18 protein-coding genes are annotated in these 17,466 nt (G+C 41.7%); 13 read left to right on the forward strand and 5 right to left on the reverse strand.

Annotation, left to right across the window (positions count from 1 at the left end; all coding sequences use genetic code 11):
* The first annotated feature begins 157 nt into the window (after positions 1 to 157).
* The 11 genes from ACZ48L_RS00450 to ACZ48L_RS00500 all read left to right on the forward strand — a co-directional run bounded on the left by ACZ48L_RS00450 (position 158) and on the right by ACZ48L_RS00500 (position 12,508).
* Positions 158 to 664: an SPOR domain-containing protein gene (locus tag ACZ48L_RS00450; protein WP_025791636.1), complete on the forward strand. Its 507-nt coding sequence runs from the start codon at positions 158 to 160 to the stop codon at positions 662 to 664.
* The gene (gene ruvX / locus ACZ48L_RS00455) at positions 665 to 1,084 is read left to right on the forward strand and encodes a Holliday junction resolvase RuvX (RefSeq protein ID WP_008822256.1); all 420 of its coding nucleotides are present in this window, start codon (positions 665 to 667) and stop codon (positions 1,082 to 1,084) included.
* A 71-nt stretch (positions 1,085 to 1,155) separates the two neighbouring features.
* Positions 1,156 to 1,716 carry a peptide deformylase gene (gene def / locus ACZ48L_RS00460; protein ID WP_008822257.1) on the forward strand — a complete coding sequence of 187 codons (561 nt, stop codon included), beginning with the start codon at positions 1,156 to 1,158 and terminating at the stop codon, positions 1,714 to 1,716.
* Between the two features lie 4 nt (positions 1,717 to 1,720).
* Complete coding sequence (locus tag ACZ48L_RS00465; RefSeq protein ID WP_025791638.1) at positions 1,721 to 2,362, forward strand: tetratricopeptide repeat protein; 642 nt, start codon at positions 1,721 to 1,723, stop codon at positions 2,360 to 2,362.
* A 337-nt stretch (positions 2,363 to 2,699) separates the two neighbouring features.
* Complete coding sequence (gene thrS / locus ACZ48L_RS00470) at positions 2,700 to 4,649, forward strand: threonine--tRNA ligase (RefSeq protein WP_025791640.1); 1,950 nt, start codon at positions 2,700 to 2,702, stop codon at positions 4,647 to 4,649.
* A 689-nt stretch (positions 4,650 to 5,338) separates the two neighbouring features.
* Complete coding sequence (locus ACZ48L_RS00475) at positions 5,339 to 7,480, forward strand: M3 family metallopeptidase (RefSeq protein ID WP_025791642.1); 2,142 nt, start codon at positions 5,339 to 5,341, stop codon at positions 7,478 to 7,480.
* 75 nt (positions 7,481 to 7,555) lie between these two features.
* Positions 7,556 to 8,119 (forward strand): hypothetical protein, encoded by a 564-nt coding sequence (locus ACZ48L_RS00480; RefSeq protein ID WP_025791644.1) that lies wholly within the window; start codon positions 7,556 to 7,558, stop codon positions 8,117 to 8,119.
* Between the two features lie 40 nt (positions 8,120 to 8,159).
* Complete coding sequence (locus ACZ48L_RS00485; protein ID WP_464721991.1) at positions 8,160 to 10,688, forward strand: Tex family protein; 2,529 nt, start codon at positions 8,160 to 8,162, stop codon at positions 10,686 to 10,688.
* 5 nt (positions 10,689 to 10,693) lie between these two features.
* Complete coding sequence (locus tag ACZ48L_RS00490; RefSeq protein WP_025791645.1) at positions 10,694 to 11,191, forward strand: STM3941 family protein; 498 nt, start codon at positions 10,694 to 10,696, stop codon at positions 11,189 to 11,191.
* A 224-nt stretch (positions 11,192 to 11,415) separates the two neighbouring features.
* Positions 11,416 to 11,913: a hypothetical protein gene (locus ACZ48L_RS00495; protein WP_242401704.1), complete on the forward strand. Its 498-nt coding sequence runs from the start codon at positions 11,416 to 11,418 to the stop codon at positions 11,911 to 11,913.
* A gap of 112 nt (positions 11,914 to 12,025) precedes the next feature.
* A complete protein-coding gene (locus tag ACZ48L_RS00500) occupies positions 12,026 to 12,508 on the forward strand; it encodes a transcriptional regulator (RefSeq protein WP_242401705.1) in 483 nt (160 codons plus the stop codon).
* 16 nt (positions 12,509 to 12,524) lie between these two features.
* Here ACZ48L_RS00500 and ACZ48L_RS00505 read toward each other — a convergent pair whose 3' ends face one another.
* From ACZ48L_RS00505 to rpe, 5 genes are all read right to left on the reverse strand, one after another.
* A complete protein-coding gene (locus ACZ48L_RS00505; protein WP_025791650.1) occupies positions 12,525 to 13,229 on the reverse strand; it encodes a hypothetical protein in 705 nt (234 codons plus the stop codon).
* A 342-nt stretch (positions 13,230 to 13,571) separates the two neighbouring features.
* Positions 13,572 to 13,916: a 50S ribosomal protein L20 gene (gene rplT, locus ACZ48L_RS00510; protein ID WP_004383393.1), complete on the reverse strand. Its 345-nt coding sequence runs from the start codon at positions 13,914 to 13,916 to the stop codon at positions 13,572 to 13,574.
* Positions 13,917 to 13,952: 36 nt separating this feature from the next.
* Positions 13,953 to 14,150, reverse strand: coding sequence for a 50S ribosomal protein L35 (gene rpmI, locus ACZ48L_RS00515; protein WP_004360280.1), 198 nt, complete (start codon positions 14,148 to 14,150; stop codon positions 13,953 to 13,955).
* Positions 14,151 to 14,257: 107 nt separating this feature from the next.
* Positions 14,258 to 14,938, reverse strand: coding sequence for a translation initiation factor IF-3 (infC, locus tag ACZ48L_RS00520; protein WP_008822268.1), 681 nt, complete (start codon positions 14,936 to 14,938; stop codon positions 14,258 to 14,260).
* Positions 14,939 to 15,231: 293 nt separating this feature from the next.
* On the reverse strand, positions 15,232 to 15,891 hold the full coding sequence (rpe, locus tag ACZ48L_RS00525) for a ribulose-phosphate 3-epimerase (protein ID WP_008822269.1): 660 nt from the start codon (positions 15,889 to 15,891) through the stop codon (positions 15,232 to 15,234).
* Between the two features lie 267 nt (positions 15,892 to 16,158).
* Between rpe and ACZ48L_RS00530 the strand changes: the two genes are divergently transcribed.
* Positions 16,159 to 16,827 (forward strand): phosphoribosylanthranilate isomerase, encoded by a 669-nt coding sequence (locus ACZ48L_RS00530; RefSeq protein WP_025791656.1) that lies wholly within the window; start codon positions 16,159 to 16,161, stop codon positions 16,825 to 16,827.
* A 15-nt stretch (positions 16,828 to 16,842) separates the two neighbouring features.
* A complete protein-coding gene (locus tag ACZ48L_RS00535) occupies positions 16,843 to 17,418 on the forward strand; it encodes an anthranilate synthase component II (protein ID WP_025791658.1) in 576 nt (191 codons plus the stop codon).
* The last annotated feature ends 48 nt before the right edge of the window (positions 17,419 to 17,466 follow it).

Genomic DNA, 17,466 nt, shown 5'->3' on the forward strand with positions numbered 1-17,466 from the left:
TGAGCAATGTTATAAGCCTATTTTGTGTTAAAAGACTTACAAATCCTTTATTTAACAAACTTTAGAGGCACAATTCTTTACCTTTTGCTTCTTATTTCGTAACTTCGCACGATAAAAAGCAAAGATAATAATAGTATAACCAGATAAATAAAGGATTATGAAGAAATTTATGGTTTTGGGTGCAGCCATGTGTATAGCTATGGCATTCACAGGTTGTAAATCAAGTGAGAGTGCATATAAGAAAGCTTATGAGAAAGCAAAGTCTCAGGAGCAGACTTCTACCGATAATGACGATAGCTCTACGCAGCAGGATGCTCCTGTTGTTGCTCCTGTCGAGACACAGACACAAACTCAACCCGTAACAGAGACTCGTACTGTAGATAATTACGACAATGAGCCAGTCCGCCGTGAGAATGTCTCAGTCGTTAATGGTGCTGGCTTGAAGGCTTATAGTGTTGTTGTTGGATCTTTTGGTGTAAAGGCTAACGCAGAAGGACTACAGCAGCGTTTGAAAAATGCAGGCTATGATGCTCAAGTAGCTTACAATGCAGGTAATAACATGTACCGTGTCGTTGCTACAACTTATGATAGCAAGGCTTCTGCTGTGCAGAGTCGTAATCAGCTCCGTGCTACTTATACTGATGCATGGTTGCTCTCTAAATAAATGAGCAGAATCTTAGCAATAGATTACGGAAAGAAACGTACAGGAATAGCAGTCACTGATCCATTGTGTATTATTGCCAATGGATTAGCGACTGTTTCTACGTCTGAACTGTTTGAGTTTCTTTCTCAATATATTACTAAAGAGTCAGTTGGGCAGATCGTTATTGGTAAGCCTATTCAGCCGAATGGACAGCCCAGTGAGAACCTTGCTCGTGTAGAACAGTTTGTCAACCGTTGGCGTAAGATTCATCCAGAATTGCCGATAGATTATTATGATGAGCGTTTTACATCTGTTATAGCCCACCAAGCTATGATTACAGGTGGGGTGAAGAAAAAGACTCGTCGTGAAGATAAAGGTCTTGTTGATGAGATCTCTGCGACTATAATTCTTCAGGATTACATGAAGTCAAAAGGATTATAGGTCGGCTTAATGAGTACTTGAATTCTTTTGAAAACCTTTTGGAGTACTCAGATAAAATTTAAAGAGAAAATATGGTATTACCCGTTTATACATATGGTCAGCCTGTGCTACGTAAAGTTGCAGAGGATATTCCTACTGATTATCCAGGACTTCAAGAGCTGATACAAAATATGTTTGAAACCAATACTGCAAGTGACGGTGTTGGGTTAGCTGCACCGCAGATAGGTAAATCTATACGTGTGGTTGTGATTGATTTAGATGTGCTTTCAGATTCTTTCCCAGAATATAAGGGCTTTCGTCATGCGTTTATTAATGGTCATATCTTGGAATTTGATGATTCTGAGACAGAGACATTAGAAGAAGGTTGTTTGTCTTTACCTGGTATTCATGAGGGAGTAACTCGTGCTAAGCGTATCCATGTGAAATATCTGGATGAGAATCTGGTAGAACATGATGAGTGGATTGATGGTTATTTAGCTCGTGTTATTCAGCATGAGTTTGATCATCTTGAAGGTCGTATGTTCATTGATCACCTCTCTGCATTCCGTAAACAGATGATTAATGGAAAGCTGAAGGCACTATTGCAGGGACGTATTCATTGTAATTATCGTGTGAAGGCTCCACGTAAGTAATACAATGTTGCGTGGTATCGTAGTATTCTTACTATGTTTGTTGACATTACCGTCGGCAGCCCAATATAATATCAAAAAGATGATGGGAGAGGGCAGGCGGACGCTTGATGAAGGATACTACGTTACTTCCATGCAAATTTTTTCGCGTGTGGTGGCTTTAAAACCGAATCTTTATGAAGCTTGGTATCTCATGGCATTGTCAAAGTATCATCTTGAGGATTATAAAGGAGCAGCTAATGATTGTCGGCAAGCTTTAGTTTTACAGCCTTATATTGCTGATATCTATGAACTCTATGGGATGACTAATATCCGTTTGGAGCGATATGACAGTGCTGTTGTAGCCTATACACATGCAATAGATATTAATACTGATAATCGTGATTATTGGTTTAACCGTGCTTATTGTTTATATCAGGTCGGTGATAAGAACACTTCACTTTCTCAGTTAGATTATATTCTGAAACGTTGGCCATCCTTTGATGCTGCACTGCAACTTCGTTCAGATGTTATTGCTGGTCGGAAACCAAGACAACAGGCAAGTAATACGAAGAATCCACAGTTCTATAAGCTCCCAAGTCTACAAGATGATAATCGTAATAAGCCTACTTTGATGAGGAATCGTATGCTTACTGATTTGTCTAAGTAATTACGTTTCTACAGTAAGTGTTTATCCTTTTACACTTACTATCCTTATTCTTTATAACTTCCGCTTCTCCTTTTGTGTTTGTGTTAACCATCAACACCAGTTGAGTTGATACCTAACTCCTGATGTGCTGATGTGCAACACGACAGGAGCTTATGGAGCTTATTTCTTAGGGAGGTATGTTTTAATTTTTAGAAGGAGAATACAAGGCATCATAAAGGGTTACACACAGACATATCATCCTTAGGAGTATCTCTCTAAAAAAATGCCTTTTCTTCCTCATTTTCATAATTAAGTAGTACCTTTGCTGCAACTTTGATTTATAAAACTAATTTGTAGTATGGTTAAAATCACTTTCCCAGACGGATCTGTACGTGAGTACGAACAGGGCGTAACTGGTTATCAAATCGCCGAGAGCATTTCGCCGGCTCTCGCCCGTGACGTTGTATCTTGCGGTGTAAATGGCGAAACAGTAGAGCTCAATCGTCCTATCAATGAGGATGCAACGATAGCTCTTTATAAGTTTGACGATGAGGAAGGTAAGCATACCTTCTGGCATACTTCTGCCCACCTCCTTGCTGAGGCGTTGCAGGAACTTTATCCTGGTATACAGTTTGGCTTCGGTCCGGCTATTGAAAATGGCTTCTTCTATGATGTAATGCTGCCAAACTGTCAGGCAATCTCTGAGAATGATTTCCCAAAGATTGAGGAGAAAATGCGTGAGCTCGCTAAGAAGAATGAGCAAGTTGTTCGTCGTGATGTTTCTAAAGCTGATGCTGTTAAGGAGTTTACTGCAGACGGACAGGAATATAAGGTTGAGCACATTGTGCAGGATCTTGAGGATGGTACTATCTCAACATATAGCCAAGGTAGTTTTACCGACCTCTGTCGTGGTCCACACTTGATGTCAACCGGTGCTATTAAGGCTATCAAGATTACGAGTGTTGCTGGTGCTTTCTGGCGTGGAGATGCTAAGCGTGAGCAGATGACACGTATCTATGGTATCTCTTTCCCAAAGAAAAAGATGCTTGATGAGTATCTCGTTATGCTTGAAGAGGCTAAGAAGCGCGACCACCGCAAGATTGGAAAGGAGATGGAACTCTTCATGTTCTCTGATCGTGTAGGTAAGGGCCTGCCTATTTGGTTGCCAAAGGGTACACAGCTTCGTCTGCGTTTGCAGGAGTTATTACGTCGTCTTCTCCGCCCTTACAACTATCAGGAGGTTATCACTCCAGGTATCGGCGGTAAGAACCTTTACGTAACTTCTGGTCACTATGCTCACTATGGTAAGGATTCTTTCCAGCCAATTCACACTCCTGAGGAGGATGAAGAGTATATGCTTAAGCCAATGAACTGTCCTCATCACTGTGAGGTTTATGCTTATAAGCCACGTTCTTACAAAGATCTGCCTTTGCGTATTGCTGAGTTTGGTACGGTCTTCCGCTATGAGAAGAGTGGTGAGTTGCATGGATTGACACGTGTTCGTACGTTTACACAGGATGATGCGCATATCTTTGTTCGCCCAGATCAGGTGAAGGGAGAGTTCGAAAACAATATCGACATTATTCTTAAGGTGTTCAAGACCTTTGGTTTTGATAATTACGAAGCACAGATTTCACTGCGTGATCCTAATGATAAGGAGAAGTATATTGGCTCTGATGAGGTTTGGGAGGAGAGTGAAGCTGCTATTAAGGCTGCCTGTGAGGAGAAAGGTCTCAAGGCTCGTGTAGAACTTGGTGAGGCTGCTTTCTATGGTCCTAAGCTCGATTTCATGGTAAAGGATGCTATTGGTCGTCGTTGGCAGCTGGGAACTATCCAGGTTGATTATAACCTTCCGAACCGTTTCAAGCTTGAATATACGGCTGAGGATAATACGAAGAAGACGCCTGTGATGATTCACCGTGCGCCATTTGGCTCTCTCGAACGCTTCACAGCTGTACTCATTGAGCACACAGCGGGTCACTTCCCACTCTGGTTGACGCCTGATCAGGTGGCAATCCTTCCAATTTCTGAGAAGTATAATGATTATGCTCGCAAGGTAAAGGCTTACTTCGATGCGCATGAAGTCCGTTCAATCATGGATGATCGTAATGAGAAGATTGGTCGTAAGATTCGTGATAATGAGCTGAAGCGTGTTCCTTACATGGTGATTGTTGGTGAGAAAGAGGCTGCTGAAGGTCTTGTTTCTATGCGCCAGCAGGGTGGTGGCGAGCAGGCTACCATGACGATGGAGGAGTTTGCTAAGCGCATTAACGATGAAGTTGCTGAACAGCTGAAGACATTGGATTAATTAAAAGTTGATAGTTTTCCCTTCTGCGGTTAACAAAGGAGGGTTTGGAATAAGTAAGGAGGATATGCTCAAGACGGCATATCCTCCTTTTTTTGTGATGTAAAGTTTGAGGATTTCGCCTGAAAGTTATTTACATTTTGTTTTCTCATTATAGCTTTTTCCTGGTGTTCTTTATACTTTAAAATCGGTTAGATATGAGCTTCTGGGGAAAAAGTATATACCTTTTGGGAAAAAAGTATATACTTTTCAGTCAAAACGATGGTACTTTTCAGTTGAAACGATAGTACTTTTTACTGAAAACGATAGTACTTTTTGGGCAAAACGATAGTACTTTTTGGACAAAACGATAGTACTTTTTGCCTAAAACGATAGTACTTTTTGTCTGAAATGATAGTTCTTTTTGATAACATGCTGTGTATTAATGAGTTATGAAAAGTGGAGAAAAGTTGCTTGTATTTCCCGTATTTGAAGCTGATTGTCTGCATCTATGATAGGAACGCAGAAATGGGTATCAAAAATAACAATATTCCTTTACATGGAATAGGCTGGTGTTTATTCTTAAGAAGGAATAGGAAAAGCAATGGAAAGGTCTTTGTTCCGCCTGTATATCCTTTCTTTTCTGCTATTTTCTTGTAAGCAATCATTATAAATCGTATCTTTGCGGATATTAACACCTAACACCAATTTAAATGAAACAGAACCTTAGAAATGCAGTGATCGCTGCAAGTATTGCCTGCACTGCACTTACAGTACAGGCGCAGACGTCGAAGGGACGGACTGCACAGATTGTTAGTAACTCGCTTATGAAACAGAGTACATTACCTTTTAATGCTCCTGATTTCAGTCGAATCAAGGAGAATGATTACCTTCCTGCTATTCGTGCTGCTATAGCCGAACAGAGGGCAGAGATAAAGAAGATTACAGATAATAAGCAGAAGCCTACCTTCGTCAATACGATTCTTGCTTACGAGCGGAGTGGGAAGAACCTGGAACGTGTATCAAATATCTATTATGCACTGGTATCTGCTGATAAGACGCCAGCGATAGAGAAGGCTCAAGGGGAGATTGTTCCGCTGATGACCGACTTTGAGAATGAGATAAAATTCAATCAGAAGTTCTTCCAGCGTGTGAAATACGTCTACGATCATGAGTATACAAAACTCACGGGCGAAGATAAAAAACTGTTGGAAGTGGTTTACAAGAGCTTCACTCATGCCGGTGCATTGCTTCCAAAAGAGAAGATGGCTCGCATGCAGGAGATCAATAAGGAGCTGGCTAAGCTTCAACAGGAGTTCGGTGATATGCTTCCTAAGGCAGGAAACGAGGCTACTGTATGGGTCAATGACGTAAAAGAACTATCTGGACTGAGCGAGGCAGGTATTGCACAATGCAAGAAAGACGCCGAGAGCCGCGGTGGTAAAGCGCCTTATTGTATCGTAATTACCAATACAACTCAGCAGCCTATCCTTGCAAGTCTTGACAACCGACAGTTGCGTGAGCGTGTTTATAATGCTTCAATCCATCGTACGGATGGCACTGGCGCATACAATACCTTCCCAATCATTGTGAAGATAGCCCGATTGCGCGCAGAGAAGGCGCAGCTGATGGGTAAAAAGAACTACGCTTCTTACTCTCTTGAGAATACAATGGCAAAGAACACAGATAATGTTTATGCCTTCCTTCGCCAGCTTATTGCTGCTTATAAACCCAAGGCTGAAGCACAAACAAAGTCAATCGAAGAATATGCACGGAAGACAGAAGGCAATGACTTCCATCTTCAGCCTTACGATCGCTTCTATTATTCGGCAAAGATGAAGAAGGATCAGTATAGCTTCTCGGACGATGAAGTGAAACCTTACTTCAATCTTGACTCTGTTCTTGTGAACGGTATCTTCTATGCTGCCCATCGTGTCTATGGATTGAACTTCCGCGAGCGCAAGGATATCCCAACCTATAACAAGGATATGAAGGTGTTTGACGTGCTCGATGCCGATGGAAAGCAGTTAGCCCTCTTCTATTGTGATTACTTCCGTCGCCCGACAAAGCGCGGTGGTGCTTGGATGAGTGCCTTCCTCAAGCAGAGTTTGGACAGAAATCAAAAGCCATTAATATACAATGTCTGTAACTTCGCAAAAGCTCCAGAGGGTCAACCTACGCTTCTGACATGGGACGAAACACAAACAATGTTCCATGAGTTCGGACACGCTCTGCATGGTATGCTCTCTCATTGTAAGTATAATACGTTGAGCGGTACGGCAGTATCTCGTGATTTTGTTGAGATGCCATCACAGTTCAATGAGTCGTTTGCCAGCATTCCGGAAGTATTCAATCACTATGCACGCCATTATAAAACCAATGAACCAATGCCTGATGCCTTGAGGGAGAAGATGCTCGGATCATTGAACTTCCTTTCAGCTTATGCATTGGGTGAGAACCTTGCTGCAACATGCCTTGATATGGCTTGGCATTGCCTTTCATCTTCAGAAGTCCCAACTGCTGAACAAGCTTCTGCTTTTGAAAAGAAGGTTTTATCAGAGATAGGACTCCTCGATTCACAGATTCCTCCTCGTTATTCAACCTCTTACTTCAATCATATCTGGGGTGGTGGATATGCTGCTGGATATTATAGTTATCTTTGGAGTGAAGTACTTGCTGTGAATATTGCTGACTATTTTGAAACTCATGGTGCACTGACACGTAAAGTGGGTGATGACTTCCGCCAAAAGATTCTCTCACGTGGAAATACCCGCGACCTTATGGAGATCTTCTCAGACTTTACCGGTCTTAAGGCTCCTGATACAAAGGCTTTATTGAAGGCTAGAGGTATGTAAAGAAATCCCTCTCCCACATTCTCCCTAAAGAGAAGGGTGGGGGAGGTGTTTCTTTTTAGAAGAACTGAAAGGATTATGACGAGAATAAATCTAAAAAGAGTACTTTTTTGGCTGAGTCTGGTATTATTATCAACTCTAACTGCTCATTCCCAGACCTTGTGTGTTATTGACGGTACACCCATTCCTGATTCCCTCCTGCACGTCACCATCGACGAGATGCGCACGGATTCGGCTAAACAGATTGTGGCAAAAAGACTGGGCTTTATTCCATCTCAAGCCATTGAGTCTATACAGATATTCTCGGCTGAAGAGCAGATAGAACAAGGTAAGTATATCATATTTTGTAAGACACCCAAAGATATTATCTTCATACGAACTAACTCCCTTGCAGAACTACAATGGGTAATAAACGGAAAACTAAGGAAACCACGAAAGAAGCTGACTATCATTGATTACAAACTCTCACCCCAACGTATAACGGAGGCTTTGCCAAGGGGTATCAAACCCACCGACATCCTCACTGCCTACATCCTTACTTATATAAACGATCCACGACTGGAAAAACATCCAACCATAGTGATTAAGACAAAAACTTCTAATCGCCTTCTAAACCAACGGTCACAGCCCGAAGGAAAGTAGATAGACTTCCTAAGGAATAGAAATAAACCAGTATCTGAAAATGAACAAACAAACACCATACAGCAAAGAAAACGAGTATAAGAACAATAGCGAACCCTCAGCAAATAGGACTCTCCCCCTTTCGGGGGAGCCGGAGGGGGCTAACGCTTCCTTCATCTCCCACTCGCTTTCCCTTCCCCTCCAAAGTGTATCGGCAGTTCTCACCTTACTAAACGAGGGCTGTACGATTCCTTTCATATCACGTTATCGAAAAGAGCGAACGGGGAATCTTGACGAAGTTCAGATTACCAATATTAGCGACCTTTACAACCGTCTGAAAGAACTCGGTAAGCGCAAGGAAACCATCCTCAAGACCATCCGAGAGCAAGAGAAACTCACAGCGGAGTTAGAAGCGAAGATCTGGTCTTGTATGGATTCCACAGAACTAGAGGATATCTACCTTCCTTATAAACCTAAGCGACGCACACGAGCACAGATTGCACGTGAGCAGGGATTAGAGCCGTTGGCGTTGGCGATAATGAGAGAAGCCTCCCCCAACCCCTCCGAAAGGAGGGGAGAAGCGCCACCCGAGCTCCCCGAAGGGGGAGGAGTGCCTATGCGCACACGAGAGGATAAGGGCACTTTAAATCTTCCCCAACACTTCAGCAAAGTATTTGCGAATTTGTCTCTCCCCCCTTCGGGGGAGTCGGAGGGGGCTTTGGATATCATTGCCGAGATTGTTTCCGAGAACCAGCAAGCACGCAATACTGTCCGTACAGCTTATCAGCGTGGGGCTATCATCACGTCGAAGGTCATCAAGAAGATGAGGGATACCGATGAGGCACAGAAGTTCTCTGATTACTTTGATTTCTCTGAACCTCTCCGGAGATGCAATAGCCACAGACTACTCGCTATGCGTCGTGGTGAGGCACAGGGTATCCTGCGTGTGAGCATCTCAATTGACAGTGGGGAGTGTGTCACACGCCTCACTCGTCAGTTTGTACGTGGACACGGAGTCTGTCAAACTCTCGTCAACCAAGCTGTTGAAGACTCCTTCAAACGTCTTATCAATCCTAGCATTGAGAAAGAGTTTGCCACTTTGAGTAAGGAGCGTGCCGATGATGAAGCTATCAAGGTCTTTACCGAAAATCTTCGTCAGCTTCTCCTCTCTGCACCACTTGGCCAGAAACGTGTTCTCGCTCTCGATCCCGGTTTCGCCAACGGATGTAAGATAGCTTGCCTTGACGCACAAGGTAATCTTCTGCACCATGAGGTTATCTATCCTCATCCACCACGTAATCAAGTTAGGCAAGCTACAGAAGCCCTACAACGGATGATAAACGCCTATAAGATTGAAGCTATAGCTATTGGTAATGGTACGGCAAGCAGAGAGTCTGAAACTTTCATTAGTAATATTCTCCAAAACTCGGCAAATAACTTTGGAAACATCTTAAAATATGTGGTAAGTGAGGATGGAGCCTCCATCTATTCCGCCTCTCCAGTGGCACGTGAGGAGTTTCCCGATGAAGATGTAACTACACGTGGAGCTGTATCCATTGGCAGACGATTGATGGACCCACTCGCTGAACTCGTGAAGATTGATCCGAAGAGTATCGGTGTCGGGCAATACCAGCATGATGTTGACCAGTCAAAGCTTAAGCATTCACTCGACCAGACGGTGATGAGCTGTGTCAATCAGGTGGGAGTCAACCTCAATACGGCATCCCGCCATCTGCTCACATATGTCAGTGGACTTGGGCCTGCCCTCGCCCAGAACATTATTGATTACCGACGTGAGCATGGTGCCTTCACCTCACGTGCCCAGCTCAAGAAGGTGAAGCGTCTGGGTGCTACTGCCTACCAGCAGTGCGCAGGCTTCCTCCGCATTCCCGATGCCAAGAACCCACTCGATAACTCTGCCGTTCATCCTGAGAGCTATCACATCGTTGAGCAGATGGTGAAGGATTTGAAATGTACGATAAAGGATCTCATTGGCAATAAAAAACTCTTGGCAGAAATTGATTTCAAAAGGTACCTCACCCAAAACAACCAGCCTCACCCCCCAGTCAGCCTCACCCCCCTTACCCCCTCTCCTTCAGAGAGGGGGAGAGAAGCCTCCCCCAACCCCTCCGAAGAGAGGGGAGTACCTATGCGCACACGAGAGGATAAGAGCGCTTTAAATCTTTCCCAACACCTCAGCGAAGTATCCGCAAGCTTGTCTCCCCTCCCTTCGGAGGGGTCGGGTGGGGCTCCTACCCTCCACGACATCCTCACCGAACTTGAGAAACCAGGGCGTGACCCACGTGGGGAGGTTGAAGTCTTTGAATTCGACAAGAATGTCCATACCCTCAACGACCTCATCGTAGGAATGGAACTCTCTGGTATCGTGACGAACATCACGAACTTCGGAGCCTTCGTCGACATCGGTGTTCATCAAGACGGACTCGTCCACATCTCTCAGCTCTCCGACCGCTTCGTCACCGACCCCACACAAGTCATCCGTCTCCATCAGTACGTCCGTGTTCGTGTCGTCGAAGTCGATATGCACCGCAAACGTATCGGGTTGAGTATGAAGAATATCAAACAATAAAATATATGAATCAGACAAAGAAAATCCTTGCCTACTTAGGTTGTATCGCGTTTACCGTCTTGGGCGTATGGCTCCTTACCGTAGAAGACCCCACCACAAGTTATCCACTATGGACAATAAGAGTTGCTGGCATCCTCTCCATCATCTTCTTTGGTGGTGGCGGTTTGTTTATGGCTTATAAAAAGGTAAAACTTCTCATAAACCATAAGAAAGATATAGAATTTACCGATAGAGGTATCTCTATCTGCGGAGCTGAGGAAATATTATGGAACGAGATAACCGACTTCTCCCTAATACGTTTTAAAGGCAACAGGTTGATAACCATTCAGATGAAAGACCCTGAAAAGGTTATCGCAAACGAATCTTCATGGATAAAACGCAAGACTATGGAGTATAACCTCAAGACTATCAACGCCCTTTACTCCTTCCCTGCCTATATGATGGATGGGCGAGCTGAAGAAGCACTTACGCTGTGCAAGCTGAACTTGGCAAAACATAAATAATATAACGAATAACCCTATTCAAGCCCTCCTCCCTTTGGGAGGAGTTGGAGGAGGGTATTGGAGGAGAATACTCTCTTCTCCCTTTAAAATAATCAATAAAACCTATGGGAATGCTTTTTGTTCTTATTTTCTGGGCAATCGTTTTTGTAGTTCTATCCCTTATATTAGGACTGATAACGTTACCTTTCTCTTACTTCCTTTGCAAAAGGCAAAGGAAGAGAAAGATGGTTCTATCATTCCTCACACCAGGAGTATTTATTGGGATATACGCTGTAAGTAGTTTTGTGTGTATGATTATCATTGCTATCATTCTTGGTTCTGACATTGGTATCGGTGATAGCTGGTCTATCCCACTAAAGAATGGTTATGAACTTACCTCCGTTGATACACCCGAGTATGCTAACATCAATAGTAGAAACGATCCGTTGAAAGAAAACCTCATTGATGAGATTACACATATACAAGTGGTTGGAGACTCTGTCATAGGAAAAGAGGCTGATGGGAACTACTTCATCTTTAACCTACAAAATGGTGACAAAGAAGATAATCTAAACTATCAAAATTTCACAACAAAAATGAAATCAAGATCCATTACACTCGTTAATAATAATACCTACTATTGGGAACAACGCAAAGTACCCTATATAATTGCGGGCATCTTTTGCCTTCTTATAACCATTTTAGCAATAAAAACTTTTTGGCGAATAGCTCTAATTTACTAAGCTTTTATTTCACATATGTAACTTACCATTATTCCAACCAATACCCTAAGATACATCAAAAACTACACAAAACATATCTATCAAGCCCTTCTCCCTTTGTAAGGGGCTAAAGGTGAGTATATTAGCTATGCATGACATTATCAGAGGCTTTATAGGCTTAACATTGGTTCATATAGGTGCTGCACTTCGCTTCGTCTATCATCGCTTTATTATCAGAGATAATTATAGTTATCATTCCCTGATAACTGAATCACCAGTATTTGATTGCTCCAAAGAACCATATAAGGAACAATTCAAGAAATGGAAACAGAGGCAAACTCAACGTAATCAAGCATACGATATAGAACTGAATGAGGACCAACAACAAATACTCGAAATGTTTCTCAAAGAGGGTAGAAGTAAGAAAGAGATAATACAAGATATGATTGAAACTGGCGAATTAAAGCTAATAGATGTTGACATTTACCCTCGTAATCCCGAATACTTTTCCAATCGTGTCCTTGATGGTATCATAGGTTTATGTTTTCTTATTATATTAGTCTTCATTATTTATTATTTAAGTCAGAAGAATATGAGTGAGAACCTATTATTTTAAGCTTCTTTCTATATTATCATTGGGTAATCTCGATCTGCGTAGCCTTATATTTTCCTTTTGGAATCCTATCTATCACCGCCTCTTTATATCCCGTAGGTAGAAGTCCACCTGGAAGCCATAGCGCATTCGCTCCGATTTCGTTACCCGACGGCATCCTCAACCTGAGTTTCTTTGGCTTGGGGATGTCAATCCTTACTAATACCCGATGTTTCCACGCACCCGCAGGGATTCCCAATTCATGTTCGATACGCGACAAGTCGCCATGACTTCTCATCAATACGCTATCCATCTCCGATTTCATCATGATAAACTGACTATTATCAGCCTTTCCGATGGAGTCGCCATGATGCCGTTCTAACAATTCTTTTGAAACAATACATGATGCGCCTGCCTTAAAATTCTTCAGATGCCGCCTTATATATCTTCGTCTCAAATAGGTTTCGGGTGCTGGTCGTTTACCTTTAGGAATACTCAGTATGACTTTTCTCGACATTCCCTTGCGAAAGTATTTATCAATAAGGCTTATAGTATCAGCATAATAAGAAGCTTTAATCTGCTTATCAACCTTTTTCCCAAAATTATCTGATAGCAAAGAATCGCACACCCTCAGACACTTTGTGGTGTCATTTATCGGTGCATATTGTGCATGTACAGCTTGCCCTATTCCCACAAAGAACAGTAGAATTGGCAAAATGCACCTGAACAGCCTTTTATTATTCATGCTTACACAATTAATTTTAATTCTACAAGTTGGTATCATTACTTACCTTTTTGCATATACTCCTGCAAATTTAATGGATTATTCTGGTAATACAAAAGATAAAAAGACAAGAAAGTCATCAATAATTGGCTTCACCTCACACTCTCTCCACTTGGGGGCACCGTGAGATATCCCTATGGGATAGGGGGGCTTTCATTCATTCCTAAAAATGTTTCGCCACTTATTCTCTATTGTAGAGTAGTAGAGTGAGGTAAAGGTGGCTGCTAAAAAAAGCTGCCACCCTTTCAGGCGACAGCTTCCATTCCGTTATAACGAGTGCCCACGTACGTGAGCGTCATTAATTTACTTTACCTTGTCAACAATAGCCTTGAAAGCTTCCTGATTGTTAACAGCGAGGTCAGCGAGCACCTTACGGTTGATCTCGATACCAGCTTTGTGCAACGCACCCATCAATTGGCTGTAGCTCATATCATAAAGACGAGCAGCAGCGTTGATACGCTGAATCCACAATGCGCGGAAGTTACGCTTCTTGTTACGGCGGTCACGATAAGCATAAGTCAAACCCTTCTCGTAGGTATTCTTTGCTACCGTCCAAACATTTTTACGGGCACCATAGTAACCCTTAGTCTGCTTCAGAATTCTTGTTCTCTTTGCTTTTGAAGCAACATGATTGACTGATCTTGGCATAGTTTTTCTTTCCTTTTAATTTGTTTGACTAATGAATTAACGGAGATTGAGCAAGTCGCGTACCTGCTTCAAGTTTGTACCATCCACGAGCGTCTGGTGAACAAGATTTCTCTTCTGTTTCTTTGTCTTCTTAGTCAGAATGTGACTGTGGTAAGCGTGATGACGTTTGATCTTACCAGTACCGGTGAACGTGAATCTCTTCTTTGCGCCGGAATTTGTCTTCTGTTTTGGCATTTTTGTAAAATTTAAAATTGTTATTTATATTCATCTGTGGCAACGTATATACCAGGACGTTACGCACAGGTTGCCCATATTGTGTCCTTTCAGACAATCAATGGACGTTAGTCAATATTCAACTTCTTTAATGCATCAGCACCATTCTTAGCATTAGCAAACAAGCCACCGTCAGACTTTGTTTCTTCTGCTGCAGCATCAGCGGCTACTTTTGCGCCAGCCTCAGCCTCCTCTCGATCACGCTTCTGCTGACTTTTCTTTGCAACGCCAGCCTTCTTTGGTGCAAGATAGAGGAACATCTTTTTCCCTTCAAGCTTTGGTAGTTGTTCAACCTTAGCAAGCTCTTCGAGGTCGTTGGCAAAACGAAGTAATAATACTTCTCCCTGTTCTTTGAAGAGGATAGAACGACCGCGGAAGAATACGTATGCACGAACCTTATTGCCAGCATTAAGGAATTCCTGAGCATGTTTGAGCTTGAAATTGTAGTCGTGTTCATCAGTCTGAGGCCCAAAGCGAATCTCCTTCACTTCTTGCTTCACCTGCTTCTGTTTCATCTCCTTTTGATGCTTCTTTTGCTGGTAGAGGAATTTAGAATAGTCGATGATACGACAAACTGGTGGTTGTGCATTCGGAGAAATCTCCACAAGATCAACTCCTTCTTGATGGGCTAAGTCCAATGCCTTACGTGTAGGCATCACCTCTGCTCCATTGTCACTTACCACTCGAACTTCCCGAACGCGAATTTGCTCATTCACGCGGTACTTCATTTTCATTTTGTCATTCTTCATTCAACTATTTTAATTGTCTAATTTTGCTAAACGGGTGCAAAGTTACTATTTTTCAAGTGATTAACCAAACATTTCGTGTATTTTTTTATAATATAATGACATGCTCTTTTAGTAGCTTTACCGATGATTAAATTAATATTGTCTCTGATAGTTTAGCAGGCATTTATATGCTTGGATTTTGAGTTTAGACCTTTTTTGTTAAAGTTTGTTATAGTTATAGTAGGTAAAGAGGCAAGGCAACTTTAAAGAAAGTTGCCTTGCCTCTTTAGTGTGTAGTTTCTTTAAGATATCTTCTACAATGTCTCTAACTCTTTTAGTGAGTGTATCGTTGCTTTAGGGTCAGCTGCTTTGAAAACATAACTACCACTTACCAGAATATTTACTCCTGCTTTGACAAGTCTTGGAGCTGTATCTGCCTGTACACCTCCATCAACTTCGATGAGTGCTTTACTATTTTCTCTATTGATCAGCTGCCGTAGCCGTTCAACCTTTTTAATTGTACTTTCAATAAACTTCTGTCCTCCAAATCCAGGATTAACGCTCATTAATTGTACGATATCAATGTCGCCTATTATATCTTCAAGCACATTAACCGGGGTTGATGGGTTTAGGGTTACTCCAGCTTTCATCCCTGCACTGCGAATAGCTTGTAATGTACGATGAAGATGAATACATGCTTCGTAGTGTACATTCATGATTGCTGCACCAGAATCAGCTGTCTGTTGGATATAATTCTCTGGGTGCACAATCATGAAGTGTACATCCATAGGTTTTTTGCATACTTTTCCTACAGCGTTTAGGATAGGGAATCCAAATGAAATGTTCGGTACGAAGACACCGTCCATAACATCCATATGAAGCCAGTCTGCTTCACTTTCATTAATCATTTCAATCTCTTTGTCTAGGTGTAGGAAGTTTGCAGAGAGTAGGGAAGGGGATATTATTGTTTTCATATTTTAATTTAAGCAAAACGATTCTACCTTCCCGTTTATTTTTATAGCACGGTAAGTATAAGCTATCTGCCGAATGATATTTAGAGTTTTCTCAGACGGCTTCAATTCTTCTGAAGTAAATAATTTGACCATAAGCTCCATGTTAATGTTAATTTGAGGGTTTATATGTCTTTTAACGTATTGGTAACATATATTATTATATTTTCTTAGAATATTATTTTTTCAGTATCTTTGCATCATGAAAGTAATCTGATAGATGATAAAGTTATGATAATAAAGGTTTGTGGTATGCGTGATGCTGTGAATATCCAGAAGGTTTCACAGTTAGGAGTTGATTGGATTGGATTAAATTTCTGTCCAGGTAGTCCGCAATATGTGCGTCAGATCTCCTCTAATGCAGGGATTATTCCTGATTATGGTAGTCTTGATAATGTATATACAAAGGATAACACTTCACAAATATCGCATCAAAAGCCGTTGTTATGTGGTATCTTTGCAGATGATATGCCTCAGAATATCGTGACACGTGTAGTTAATTTCCATTTAGATATCGTACAGTTGGATGGTGAAGAGAGTCCTGTAATGATAGATAATCTTCGAAAAACTTTAGATCCCGATATCCATGCAGGAATAAAGATTATGAAGTCCTTCACAGTTTCTTCCCAAGATGATTTGAAGATATGTAAGGAGTATGTGGAACATACTGATTACTTTCTTTTCAAGCTGGAGACCCTGTTTGATAAATCTTTATTCAGTGAATATAAGGAGGATGTACCCTTTTTGCTTTCTGACAATGCGATTACAACTGAAGCAGAAAGCATTAAGTCTTTATCTTGTCCACAGTTTCTTGGTGTTAGCATTGATTGTGGTTTTGATACAGAGTCAGGCTTAAAGGATGTTGAGTCTTTAAAGCGTTTCTTAGAGAAACTACATTAATAGGTAAGGATAAGAATGATTTTAAAGAATAAATGTGTCCTCATAGATAACTATGACTCATTCACTTATAATTTGGTGCATCTTCTGAAGGAACTGGGAGCGGAAGTCACAGTTCTTCACAATGACCAGTTTACACTTGATGAGATAGAAGAGTATGACAAAATCATTTTAAGCCCAGGTCCCGGCTTACCTTCTGATGCAGGCTTACTATTAGATGTTATTCGTTATTATGCGGGGAAGAAACTGATCTTGGGTGTTTGCTTGGGACATCAAGCTATTGCTGAAGTGTTTGGTGGACAGTTGGAAAACCTTTCTGATGTTTTTCATGGTATTGCTACCGAAGGGATACAACTCGTTCCGACACCCTTGTTTACAGGTTTACCAGACTCTTTTCCTGTGGGAAGATATCACAGTTGGGTTGTGTCCAAGGAGTCTTTCCCTTCCTGTCTTGAGATAATAGTTGAGAATCGAGACGGCTTAATAATGGCTCTTCGTCATCGTACTTATAATATATATGGTATACAATTCCACCCAGAGAGTATATTAACTCCTGATGGAAAAAAGATTCTGTTAAACTGGTTAAAGCTTTGAGGTATATAAAAGACATTGAGAGGAGAGGGCTTATCAGTTAGATTATGT

It is taken from the genome of Prevotella histicola (genome assembly GCF_055385135.1).